This is a genomic window from Variovorax sp. LARHSF232, from assembly GCF_052871435.1.
Map to the genome: position 1 here is coordinate 94,099 of NZ_JBIXJS010000009.1, position 11,771 is coordinate 105,869.

Below are 11,771 nucleotides of genomic sequence, written 5' to 3' on the forward strand. Positions count from 1 at the left end.
GGGGGCCGGGGGGGGCGGGGCGGGGGGGGGGGGGGGGGGCCCCCCCCCCCCCCGCGGGGGGGGGCCCCCCCCCCCCCCCCCCCCGCCCGAGCGAAGCGCCGGCGCAGGGGCACGCAGGCCTTTGCCGCGTCCCAGCACTCAATCGCCTACCAAACCGCCAAGCGGAAAATCAGAGCTTCGCGTCGATTTCCAAGTTGTCGATCAGCCGCGTGCTTCCCAGGCGCGCTGCGCCCAGCGCGACCAGCGGCTCGCCGGCCGAAGGCGCCTGCAGGTCGGCGCGCCGGCGCAGGACCAGGTAGTCCGGCTGCCAGCCGCGCTGCTTGAGTGCTTCCATGGCGCGCGTTTCGATGCCCGCCAGGTCGCGCTCGCCCGAGCGAACTGCGTCGGCCATGCCGTGCAGCGCCTTCGACAACTGAACCGCCTCCGCGCGCTCCGCTTCGCTCAGGTAGCCGTTGCGCGACGACAGCGCCAGGCCGTCGTCGGCGCGCCGCGTTTCGACGCCCACGATCTCGATCGGCAGCGCGAACTGGCGCACCATGTGGCGCACGATCATGAGCTGCTGGTAGTCCTTCTTGCCGAACAGGGCCACGCGCGGTTGCACGCAGGAAAAGAGCTTCATGACCACCGTGCACACGCCGACGAAGAAGCCAGGCCTGAAATGGCCTTCGAGGATGTCAGCCAGGGCCGGGTCGGGGTGCACCTTGCAAGTCTGCGGCTCGGGGTAGAGCGCTTTTTCGTCGGGCGCAAACAGCACATCGCAACCCGCATTGCGCAGCTTCTCGCAGTCGCTGTCCCAGGTGCGCGGGTACGTGTCGAAGTCCTCGTGCGGCAGGAACTGCAGGCGGTTGACGAAGATGCTGGCGACCGTGACATCGCCCAGTGGTACGGCCCGGCGAACCAGGTCCAGATGGCCGTCATGCAGATTGCCCATGGTGGGCACGAAGGCGGGGCGTTGAAAGGCGCCGAGGTGTTGACGCAATTCGTCGATGGTGCGGGCGATAAGCATGGAATGTCCGGGGCGAGAGGCCTACCAGGCGTGCAGTGAGTCGTCGGGAAAGCTGCCGTCCTTGACGGCGCGCACATAGGCTTCGAGCGCCTGCGCAATGCCGGCGCTGCCGGCCATGAAGTTGCGCACGAACCTCGGCACCTTGCCCAGGTGGATGCCCAGCATGTCGTGCAGTACCAGCACCTGCCCGGCGGTGCCGCGGCCGGCGCCGATGCCGATGGTGGCGCAGCGCGCGAGCTCCTGCGTGAGCGCCGCGGCAAGTGCGGCGGGCACCATTTCCAGCACCAGCATCGAGGCGCCGGCATCCTGCAATTCGAGGGCGTGCTGGCGCAGCAGGGCCGCGGCCGCTTCATCCCGGCCCTGCACGCGATAGCCGCCCAGCGCGTGCACCGTCTGCGGCGTGAGGCCAAGATGCGCGCACACCGGAATGCCGCGTTCCACCAAGAAGCGCACCGTGTCGGCCGTCCAGCCGCCGCCCTCCAGCTTGACCATGTGGGCGCCGGCCTGCATCAGCACCGTCGCGCTGGCAAGGGCCTGTTCACGCGATTGCTGGTAGCTGCCGAAGGGCAGGTCGGCGATCACCCAGGCGGTGCCCTGCACGCGCCGCACGCCGCGCGAGACGGATTCGGTGTGATAGCGCATGGTGTCCAGGGTCACGCCCACGGTGCTGGGCAGGCCCTGGCAGACCATGCCGACCGAGTCGCCCACCAGCAGGCATTCGACGCCCGCCGCATCGGCCATGGCGGCGAAGGTGGCGTCGTAGGCGGTCAGCATGGTGATCTTCTCGCCGCGCGCATGCATGTCTGCCAGGCGCGGAAGGCTCACCGGCTTGCGCAGCGCGGGGACGGCGGCGGGTGGCAAGGTGCCGTAGGGCGTGGCCGATTCGGGGGACGCGGCGGTCGACATGGCGTGCCTCAGGCGGCGATGGTTTCGGCCGAAGCGGCCTGGACCGGAACGTGGGCGCGCTCTTCCTGGATGCGGTTGGCGCCGTCCACGAACACCAGCTTGGGCCGGTGGCTGGCCACCTGGTCCTCCGGCACCAGGCCGAAGGCGGCAATGATGATCAGGTCGCCCACCGACGCCCGGCGCGCGGCCGAACCGTTGACGGAAATGATCCCGGTGCCGCGCTCGCCGCGGATCGCGTAGGTCACGAAGCGCTCGCCGTTGTTGATGTTCCAGATGTGCACCTGCTCGTTCTCGGCCATGCCGGCCGCATCGAGCAGGTCTTCGTCGATGGCGCAGGAACCTTCGTAATGCAATTCGCAATCGGTGACGGCGACGCGATGGATCTTCGACTTGAGCAGAGTGCGGAACATGGCGGGTGAATGGACAGGGCTGTTGTATCAGGGTGCAACCGGCGCCAGCACGGTTGGCGCCGCGTTTTCGGCGAGCGAAGGATAGTCGCGATTGAAATGCAGGCCGCGGCTCTCGTGGCGCAGCTGGGCGCTGCGCACGATCAGTTCGGCGACCTGCACCAGGTTGCGCAGCTCCAGCAGGTCCTGGCTGATGCGGAAGTTGCCATAGAACTCGGCAATCTCGCGCGTCAGCAATTCGATGCGGTGCGCGGCGCGCTCCAGCCGCTTGTTGGTGCGCACGATGCCCACGTAGTCCCACATGAAGCGGCGCAGTTCGTCCCAGTTGTGCGAGACCACCACGGCCTCGTCGGCGTCGCTGACGCGGCTGTGGTCCCAGGCCGGCAGCGCGGGCGGCGGGCTCGCCGGGGCGGCGGCGATGGCGCCGGCCGCGGCTTGGGCGAACACCATGCATTCCAGCAGCGAATTGCTGGCCAGGCGGTTCGCGCCATGCAGGCCGCTGCAGGCGGTTTCGCCGATGGCGTACAGGCCCGGCAGATCGGTGCGGCCGGCCAGGTCGGCCAGCACGCCGCCGCAGGTGTAGTGGGCCGCCGGCACCACCGGAATGGGCTCGCGCGTGATGTCCAGGCCCAGCTGCGCGCAGCGCGCCAGGATGTTGGGGAAGTGCTCGCGCAGGAACTCCGGGCTCTGGTGAGAGATATCGAGGTGCACGCAATCCAGGCCGTGCTTCTTCATCTCGAAGTCGATGGCGCGCGCCACCACGTCGCGCGGCGCCAGCTCGGCCCGCTCGTCATGTGCCGGCATGAAGCGCGTGCCGCCCAGCGCCGGCGGCAGCTTGAGCAGGCCGCCTTCGCCGCGCACCGCCTCGCTGATCAGGAAGGACTTGGCATAGGGGTGGTAGAGGCAAGTCGGGTGGAACTGGATGAACTCCATGTTCGACACCCGGCAGCCGGCACGCCAGGCCGCGGCAATGCCGTCGCCGGTGGCGCTGTCGGGGTTGGTGGTGTAGAGGTACACCTTGCCGGCGCCGCCGGTGGCCAGCACCGTGTGCGGCGCGCGGAAGGTGCGCACTTCACCGCTGGCGTTGTCCAGCGCGTACAGGCCCAGGCAGTCGTTGGTGGCCAGGCCCAGCTTGGCACCGGTGATCAGGTCCACCAGCATGTGGCCTTCGAACAGCGTGATGTTGGCCGTGCCGCGCACCGCCTCGATCAGGCTCTGCTGCACGGCCGCGCCGGTGGCATCGGTGGCGTGCACGATGCGGCGCTGGCTGTGGCCGCCCTCGCGTGTCAGGTGCAGGGCGCCGTCTTCTTCGGTGAATGGCACGCCCAGCGCGCGCAGCCAGGCGATGGATTGGGGCGCGCGCTCCACCACGAAGCGGGTGGCCTCCTCGTCGCACAGGCCGGCGCCGGCCACCAGGGTGTCGTCCACATGGGCTTTGAAGCTGTCGCCCTCTGCCAGCACGGCGGCAATGCCGCCTTGCGCCCACTGGCTGGCGCCGTCGTTCAGCCGCCCCTTGGTGATGACCGCCACGCGGTGCGTGGCGGCCAGGTGCAGCGCGGCCGACAGGCCGGCCAGGCCGCTGCCGACGATGAGAACGTCAAAGTCCAGGGATGCCATCGAGAAGAAGGAGTAATGATTTGCCTCACTTCGCGTAGACCAGGTCGCGCAGCGCGAGGGAGATTTCCGGCACGTAGGTGATCACCATCAGGCAGCCCAGGATCACCAGCACGAAGGGAATCAGGTGCCTGACGATCTGGTCCAGCGAGATGCGCGCCACTGTACACGCAGCGAACAGGTTCACGCCGAAGGGCGGCGTGATCATGCCCAGTGCCAGGTTCACCACCATCACCAGCCCGAAGTGCACCGGGTCGATGCCGAAGTGCATTGCCACCGGCGCCAGGATCGGGGCCAGCACGATGATGGCCGCGCTGGTCTCGATGAACATGCCGATGATGAACAGCGCCGCGTTCACGCCCAGGAGGAAGTAGGCGGGGGTCTTGAGCACTTCCTGCAGCCAGTGGCCGATGGCGTCCGGCACGCCGGCGCGGGTGATCAGGAAGGCGAACAGTCCGGCGTTGGCGATGATGAACATGATCACCGACGAGGACACCACCGATTTCTTCAGCACGGCGTAGAGCTGCGCCGGCTTGATCTCGCGGTAGATCACCATGCCCACCACCAGCGCATAGAACACCGCCACGGCCGAAGCCTCGGTCGGCGTGAAGATGCCGCCGTAGATGCCGCCCAGGATGATGACGGGCATCAGCAGGGCCCAGCTGGCCTGCTTGGTGGCCGGCCACACGCGCAGGCGCCCATCGCCGTCGTTCTTGCCCCAGCCCTTCCATTTGCAATACACCCAGACGAAGGCCATCAGCGCCAGGCTGATCAGGATGCCCGGGCCGAAGCCGGCAATGAACAGCTCGCCGATCGACACCTCGGCGCTCACGCCGTAAAGAATCATCGGGATCGAGGGCGGGATGATCACGCCCAGCTCCGCGCTGGTGGCCTGCAGTGCCGCCGCGTAGCTGGTCGGGTAGCCGTGCTTGATGAGGGCCGGGATCAGGATCGCGCCGATCGCGAAGGTGGTGGCCACCGAAGAGCCCGACACCGCCGCGAAGATCATGCAGGTGAGCACGCAGGTCATGGGCAGGCCGCCCTGCACGCCGCCCACCAGGCTCTTGGCAAATTCGACCAGGCGGCGCGAGATGCCGCCGGTTTCCATCAGGTTGCCCGCCAGGATGAAGAAGGGGATGGCCGCCAGCGGAAACTTGTTGATGGCGTTGAACATCTCCTTCACCGAAAGGAGCATGTTGGCGTTGCTGGCCTGGATGCCCAGCACCGAGGCCAGACCGATCGACACGGCCACCGACACGGTGAGTGCGAAGCACAGCACCATGGTGGAAATCATCACTGAGGTCATTGCGCGGTCTCCAGCTCGTTGCGCTGCGGGTCGATCAGGTTGGCCACGATGCCCACCACCGAGAAAAGGCCGCCCACCGGCAGTGCCAGGTAGGCCCAGAACATCGACACGGATTCGAGCCCGGCCATGGTCTGCACGCCGCCGCGCTTGGCGTAGTCCCAGCCCCACCAGACGATGACGCCGATGAGCGCCAGCGCCGCCAGGCAGACCAGCCAGTCGAGCACACGGCGCGCCTTCGGCGGGCTCCAGCGGTACAGCACGTCCACGCTGACCATGGCGCCCTGGCGAAAGGCCATGGGGATGCCCATGAACACCATCCAGATGAGGCTCACGCGGATCAGGATCTCGGACCACTCGGCGGGCTGCTCGAGCACGAAGCGGGTGACGATCTGGAACATGCCCAGCGAGGAGGCGACCACCAGCATGAAGCAGGCGACGGCCATGGCCAGCGCGGTGCTGGCGCGGTCGATGCGAAGGATGAGGGATTTCATCTTGGAAGATGCATGAAGGAAGCAGCAGTCAGGAAGAAGGAAAAAAGCAAAAGCGCCCGCCGGCGCCGGGGGCGCTCCTGCGGGCGCGAGCTGCCGCGACTGGGTCGCGGCCAGGGCTCACTGCGCTTTGTAGTTGCGGATCTTGTCGAGGTTGGCCTTGCCGAACTGCTTTTCGAAGTCGGCGTTGACCGGTGCCAGGGCGGCAATGAACTTGGTCTTGTCGACCGTCTCGATCACCGTCATGCCCTTGGCGCGCAGGTCGGCCACGCCCTTGGCGTCGTCCGAATCGACACGCGCGCGGTTGGCCTTGGTGCCTTCCTTGGCGGCATCCAGGAAGGCCTGCTTGTCGGCGGCGCTCAGCTTGTCGAAGCTCGCCTTGTTCATCAGGAAGATGGCCGGCGAATAGACGTGGCCGGTGAGCGTCAGGTGCTTTTGCACCTGGTCGAACTTGGCCGAGATGATGACGGGCAGCGGGTTCTCCTGGCCGTCCACCGTGCCCTGCTGCAGGGCGGTGAAGACCTCCGGGAAGGCCATCGGCGTGGTGATGATGCCGAAGCCCTTGTAGGCGGCGATGTGCACCGGGTTTTCCATCGTGCGCATCTTCAGGCCCTTGAGGTCTTCAGGTGCCTTTACGTCACGCTTGCTGTTGGTCATGTGGCGAAAGCCGTTCTCGGCCCAGGCCAGCGCCTTGAAGCCCTTGGCATCGAACTTGGTCAGCATGTCCTGGCCGATGGGGCCGTCGAGCACGGCGCGGGCATGCGCCTTGTCGGTGAACAGGAAGGGCACGTCGAGGATCTTGGCCTCGGGCACGAAGTTGGGCACCGGGCCGGTGGAGCTGAAGGCCAGTTCCTGCGTGCCCAGCTGCACCGCCTCGATCGACTCGCGCTCGCCGCCCAGGCTGCCGTTGTAGAAGGTCTCGACCTTGTAGCGGCCGTTGGTGCGCGCGGCGACTTCCTTGGCGAAGGTGTCGATGGCCACGCCCTGGTGCGAGTTCTGCGAGGTCGAGATGCTGATCTTCATCGTCGTCTGCGCGAGGGAAGCGCTTGCGATACCAAGACCAACAACCAGGCCAACGGCCAGTCGGCTCAGGCTCAAATTCATGGGGAAGTCTCCAGAGTTGACTGCAAGAAAGCGGGGCGGGCCCGCTGGGTGAAACCGGTTACTATGCCGCAGCGCAGCAGCTTTCGCAGTCGGGGCTTTCACGGACGCCTTTCACGGACGCGATGCCGAGCGCATCAAGCCTTTTTCTTTGAAGGCGCGGCCGCGCGCTGCGCCTGCGTGCGCTGGTACTTTTCGCCCCAATCGGCCAGCGGGCCCATGGCCTTGTTCAAGGTCTTGCCCAGGGCGGTGACGCTGTATTCGACCTTGGGCGGGACCTCGTGGAATACGTGCCGGTCGACCAGCCCGTCCAGCTCGAGTTCGCGCAGCTGCTGGATGAGCATCTTCTCGCTCACGCCCTCGATGAGACGACGAAGCTCCCCGAAGCGTTTGGGGCCTTCCTGAAGCTCCCACAGGATGACTGCTTTCCATTTGCCCCCTATGACCTCGAAAGCGGGGCCCACGCCGCAGTTGGTCGGTCGTTGCGCCATGTCTTCTTCTCCTTGTCACTAACCATTTGGTAAGTACCTAACATTATTGTAGGTACTTGACGATAGGCAAGCGAAATTTCAGGATCGAGCCCTTCTCACACAACGGGGTGCTTCTCATGAATTCAGTCACTGTGCTCGGCCTTGGTTCCATGGGCTTCGCGATCGCCCGCCTGTTCGTGGAGCGCGGCCGTCGCGTCACGGTCTGGAACCGCAGTGCGGGCAAGGCCGACGCGCTGGTCGCCCAGGGCGCGACGCTCGCTGCGACCGCGGCGGACGCGATCCGTGCCAGCAAGCTGGTGGTGATGTGCGTGTACGACTACGGCGCTGCGAAGGCCGTCCTGCAATCGCCCGAAGTGGCACAGGCCCTGGACGGGAAGATCCTGGTGCAACTCACGACTGGCAGCCCCGAGGAAGCGCGCGAGGCGCTGGCATGGGCGCACAAGCAGGGCGCGGCCTACCTCGACGGCGCGATCCAGGCCGCGCCCAGCCAGATGGGCCAGGCGGACACGCCCGTGCTGCTGTCGGGCGATTCGGCGGTCTACGCCTCGGTGCAGGAGGTCTTGAAGGACCTGGCGGGCAACATCGCCTTCCTGGGCGACAAGATCGAAGCGGCGGCCACCATGGACCTGGCCACGCTGTCGTATGTGTACGGGGCCACCGCCGGCTTCATCCAGGGCGCACTGATCGCCGAGACGCAGGGCCTGGACGTCGGCGTCTTCGGCAAGCTGGTGGCCGACATCTCGCCCACCTTCGGCGCCTTCTTCAAGCATGAAGGCGCGGTGATCCAGAGCGGCGACTTCACGATCTCCGAGAGCCCGATGCGAATCTCGATCGAGGCCACGCGGCGCATTCTTCTGAGTTCCAGGGCGTCCGGCATCAATGCCGAGATTCCCGCGTTCATCGACGGGCTGTTCCAGCGTGCCGACAGGGCAGGGCTGGCGGACCAGGAGCTCGCGGCATTGATCAAGGTGGTGCGGGCTGCGCCGCAGGCGGGTTCTGCCCTCAGTCGTCCTTGAGGCGGGCTACTCGGGCAATGGCAGCGCGTTCGTGCACTTGAACTCTTCCAGGCAGACGCTGGACCGCACGCTGTCGACGCCCGGCATGCGCATCAGCTTGTCGATCAGGAAGTGCGACAGCCCCTTCAGGTCGCGCGCAATGACCTTGATCATGAAGTCGAAGTCGCCGGTGATGGAGTAGCACTCCAGCACCTCCGGCATGCCCATCACCAGGTCGGTGAATTTCGACAGGTCGCGAATGTGGCCCTTTTCCATCGCGACGAGGATGAAGGCCACCACGTGCAGGTCGAGCCGGGCGGGTGCCAGGCGCGTCTCGTAGCCCGCGATGAAGCCGGCCTCTTCCAGCCGCCGGTGGCGGCGATGGCATTGCGCCGGCGACAGGCCGGCGGCTTCGGCCAGCTCCAGGTTGGACGCGCGTCCGTGCTCTTGCAGGAACGCGAGGATCTTGCGGTCGATACGGTCGAATTCAATCTCGTGCAAGTTCATCTCCTGCTGCGCTTTGATGGCGCAATTATCTTGCTTGACCGAGGGTTCGCCCTGACGCGCGATGAAAGCCGATTTTTCGTGCCGAAGTTCACACTTCTCGTCCTGGAAAGCAGCTCACACAAGGGCGTCAAACAGATTCCCGCTCGGGGTGGCTTTCCCTCAATTGAACCTCGCCGACTATTTCCCACAAGGACTTCAACGTGCAACATTCTTTCCTGCGTTCTTCCCTGGCCCTGATGGCTGCTGCCGCCGCGACCGTCGCCGCCGCGCCGATCTTTGCCGCCGAGAAATCGGTGGCCGTCACCGCCATCGTCGAACACAAGGCGCTCGACGCCGTGCGTGATGGCGTCAAGGACGAGCTGAAGTCCGCCGGTTTTGAAGCCGGCAAGAACCTGAAGTTCGAGTACCAGTCCGCGCAAGGCAACAACGGTACGGCGGCGCAGATCGCCCGCAAGTTCGTCGGCGCACGGCCGGACGTGATCGTCGCCATCGCCACGCCGTCGGCGCAGGCCGTGGTCGCCGCCAGCAAGGACATCCCGGTCGTCTACAGCGCGGTGACCGACCCGGTCGCGGCCAAGCTGGTCAAGACCTGGGAGGCGTCGGGCACCAACGTTACCGGCGTGTCCGATCTGTCGCCGCTGGACAAGCACCTCGAACTGATCAAGCGCGTCGTGCCCAATGCCAAGCGCGTCGGCGTGATCTACAGCCCGGGCGAAGCGAACTCGGTGTCGATCGTCGATGCGCTGAAGAAGGCGGCGCCGGCTGCCGGCATGACGCTGGTGGAGGGCGCCGCCGCGCGCACCGTCGACGTGGCCAGCGCCGCGCAGAGCCTGGTCGGCAAGGTCGACGTGATCTACGCGCCCACCGACAACAACGTGATGTCGGCCTTCGAAGGCATCGTCAAGGTGGCCCAGCAGGCCAAGATCCCGGTGGTCGCGGCGGACACCGACGCCGTCAAGCGCGGCGCCGTGGCGGCGCTGGGCCTGAACTACTACGACATCGGCCAGCAGACCGGCAAGATCGTCGTGCGCATCCTCAATGGCCAGGCGCCCGGCACGATCGCCTCGCAGACCAGCAACAACTTCGAACTGCATGTGAATCCGGGTGCCGCGCAGAAGCAGGGCGTGACGCTCTCGGACGAGCTCGTCAAGTCGGCCAAGGTGGTGGTCAAGTAAGCGGGCGCATCGGACATGTCGCTCATTGCCTCCCTGGGCGCCATCGAGATCGGCCTGATATTCGGGCTGGTCGCGCTGGGCGTCTATCTCTCGTTTCGCATCATCAATTTCCCGGACCTGACGGTCGACGGCAGCTTCCCGCTCGGCGGCGCCGTGGCCGCGGCGCTGATCGTCGCGGGCTGGAACCCCTTTGCCGCAACGGCGGCGGCGATTCTTGCCGGCGCCATGTCCGGCTACCTCACCGCCTGGCTCAACGTGCGGCTGCGCATCATGCAGCTGCTCGCCAGCATCCTGGTGATGATTGCGCTGTACTCGATCAACCTGCGCATCATGGGCAAGCCCAACGTGGCGCTGATCAACGATCCCACGGTGTTCACCCTGGTCGAGTTCGGCGGCATGCCCGACTACTGGCTCAAGCCCCTGGTGCTGCTGGTGATCGTGGCGGTCGCCAAGATCCTGATCGACCTGTTCTTCGCCTCGGAAACCGGGCTGGCGATGCGCGCCACCGGCGGCAACCCGCGCATGGCACGCGCGCAGGGCATCTCGACGGACAGGCTGACGGTGTGGGGCCTGGCGCTGTCGAACGGCCTGGTCGCGCTGGCCGGGGCGCTATTCGTGCAGTCGCAGGGCGGGGCGGACATCTCGATGGGCATCGGAACGATCGTGGTCGGCCTGGCCGCGGTGATCATCGGCGAGACCATCCTGCCAGCGCGCAGCCTGATCGTCACCACGCTGGCCTGCGTGCTCGGCGCGGTGCTCTACCGCTTCTTCATCGCGCTGGCACTGAACAGCGACTTCATCGGCCTGCAGGCCCAGGACCTGAACCTGGTGACTGCCGTGCTGGTCGCGTTCGCGCTGCTCGTCCCCAGCTACAAGCGCAAGCTGGCCGGCCTGTGGCCGGGCGCTCGCAACAGCAACCCGGCAGTCGCTGCCGTCAAGGAGGCCAAGTAATGCTGCGCGCCAAAGGCCTGGAGATCACCTTCAATCCCGGAACCCCGATCGAGAACCGGGTGCTGCGGGGGCTCGACCTGAACATTCCCACGGGGCAGTTCGTCACCGTCATCGGCTCCAACGGGGCCGGCAAGTCGACCTTCCTGAATGCCATCAGCGGCGACCTGATGGTCGATCGCGGAACCCTCCACATCGACGATGCGGACGTCACCCGCCGCTCGGCCTGGCAGCGCTCCGACCTGGTCGCACGCGTTTTCCAGGACCCGATGGCCGGCACCTGCGAAGCGCTGACCATCGAGGAGAACATGGCGCTGGCGTGGAAGCGGGGCGCGCGCCGCGGCTTCGGCTTTTCGCTGACGGGCAAGCTGCGCGAGATCTTTCGCGAAAAGCTCAGCATCCTCAATCTCGGCCTGGAGAACCGCCTGGCCGACCGCATGGGGCTGCTCTCGGGCGGCCAGCGCCAGGCCGTGAGCCTGCTGATGGCCTCGCTGCAGCCCTCGCGCATCCTGCTGCTGGACGAACACACCGCGGCGCTCGATCCGAAGACGGCCGCCTTCGTGCTGGAACTCACCGCGAAGATCGTCGAGGCCGGCAAGCTGACGGCCATGATGGTCACGCACAGCATGCGCCAGGCACTCGACTACGGCAGCCGCACGGTGATGCTGCACGAGGGCCGCGTGATCCTCGACGTGGCGGGCGCCGAGCGCGCCGGCATGGACGTGCCCGACCTCTTGCACATGTTCGAGAAGACCCGCGGCGAGAAGCTCGACGACGACAAGCTGCTGCTTGCCTGAACGCACCGGATCACCGAATTTTTGAAAGAC

13 protein-coding genes are annotated in these 11,771 nt (G+C 66.6%); 4 read left to right on the forward strand and 9 right to left on the reverse strand.

The genetic code is table 11. From position 1 onward, the window contains the following. Positions 1-169 precede the first annotated feature (169 nt). From panC to ACIPRI_RS21095, 8 genes are all read right to left on the reverse strand, one after another. Entirely contained in the window at positions 170-1,006 is an 837-nt protein-coding gene (gene panC, locus ACIPRI_RS21060; RefSeq protein ID WP_446623428.1) for a pantoate--beta-alanine ligase, read from the reverse strand. 21 nt (positions 1,007-1,027) lie between these two features. Further along, on the reverse strand, positions 1,028-1,912 hold the full coding sequence (gene panB / locus ACIPRI_RS21065) for a 3-methyl-2-oxobutanoate hydroxymethyltransferase (RefSeq protein WP_446623429.1): 885 nt from the start codon (positions 1,910-1,912) through the stop codon (positions 1,028-1,030). Positions 1,913-1,920: 8 nt separating this feature from the next. After that, a complete protein-coding gene (gene panD / locus ACIPRI_RS21070) occupies positions 1,921-2,322 on the reverse strand; it encodes an aspartate 1-decarboxylase (RefSeq protein ID WP_446623430.1) in 402 nt (133 codons plus the stop codon). Positions 2,323-2,349: 27 nt separating this feature from the next. Further along, positions 2,350-3,936, reverse strand: coding sequence for an L-aspartate oxidase (nadB, locus tag ACIPRI_RS21075; protein ID WP_446623431.1), 1,587 nt, complete (start codon positions 3,934-3,936; stop codon positions 2,350-2,352). A 25-nt stretch (positions 3,937-3,961) separates the two neighbouring features. Further along, positions 3,962-5,239, reverse strand: coding sequence for a TRAP transporter large permease (locus ACIPRI_RS21080; RefSeq protein WP_446623432.1), 1,278 nt, complete (start codon positions 5,237-5,239; stop codon positions 3,962-3,964). Further along, positions 5,236-5,730: a TRAP transporter small permease gene (locus ACIPRI_RS21085; RefSeq protein WP_446623433.1), complete on the reverse strand. Its 495-nt coding sequence runs from the start codon at positions 5,728-5,730 to the stop codon at positions 5,236-5,238. The genes ACIPRI_RS21080 and ACIPRI_RS21085 overlap by 4 nt, the downstream gene beginning before the upstream one ends. Positions 5,731-5,847: 117 nt before the next feature. Beyond that, positions 5,848-6,825 carry a TRAP transporter substrate-binding protein gene (locus tag ACIPRI_RS21090; RefSeq protein ID WP_446623537.1) on the reverse strand — a complete coding sequence of 326 codons (978 nt, stop codon included), beginning with the start codon at positions 6,823-6,825 and terminating at the stop codon, positions 5,848-5,850. Positions 6,826-6,965: 140 nt separating this feature from the next. After that, positions 6,966-7,319 carry a winged helix-turn-helix transcriptional regulator gene (locus ACIPRI_RS21095; protein ID WP_446623434.1) on the reverse strand — a complete coding sequence of 118 codons (354 nt, stop codon included), beginning with the start codon at positions 7,317-7,319 and terminating at the stop codon, positions 6,966-6,968. A 116-nt stretch (positions 7,320-7,435) separates the two neighbouring features. On the opposite strand from ACIPRI_RS21095, the gene ACIPRI_RS21100 reads away from it, so the two are divergent. Next, positions 7,436-8,335, forward strand: a complete 900-nt coding sequence (locus ACIPRI_RS21100; RefSeq protein WP_446623435.1) for an NAD(P)-dependent oxidoreductase — start codon at positions 7,436-7,438, stop codon at positions 8,333-8,335. A gap of 6 nt (positions 8,336-8,341) precedes the next feature. On the opposite strand, the gene ACIPRI_RS21105 is transcribed toward ACIPRI_RS21100, so the two are convergent. Then, positions 8,342-8,815: an Lrp/AsnC family transcriptional regulator gene (locus ACIPRI_RS21105; RefSeq protein WP_446623436.1), complete on the reverse strand. Its 474-nt coding sequence runs from the start codon at positions 8,813-8,815 to the stop codon at positions 8,342-8,344. 242 nt (positions 8,816-9,057) lie between these two features. Between ACIPRI_RS21105 and ACIPRI_RS21110 the strand changes: the two genes are divergently transcribed. From ACIPRI_RS21110 to ACIPRI_RS21120, 3 genes are read left to right on the forward strand one after another with little or no spacing between them, the layout of a single operon-like run. Beyond that, on the forward strand, positions 9,058-9,996 hold the full coding sequence (locus ACIPRI_RS21110) for an ABC transporter substrate-binding protein (RefSeq protein WP_446623538.1): 939 nt from the start codon (positions 9,058-9,060) through the stop codon (positions 9,994-9,996). Between the two features lie 15 nt (positions 9,997-10,011). After that, the gene (locus ACIPRI_RS21115; RefSeq protein ID WP_446623437.1) at positions 10,012-10,947 is read left to right on the forward strand and encodes an ABC transporter permease; all 936 of its coding nucleotides are present in this window, start codon (positions 10,012-10,014) and stop codon (positions 10,945-10,947) included. Then, entirely contained in the window at positions 10,947-11,741 is a 795-nt protein-coding gene (locus ACIPRI_RS21120; protein WP_446623438.1) for an ABC transporter ATP-binding protein, read from the forward strand. Before ACIPRI_RS21115 ends, ACIPRI_RS21120 begins: the two co-directional genes overlap by 1 nt. Positions 11,742-11,771: the final 30 nt, after the last annotated feature.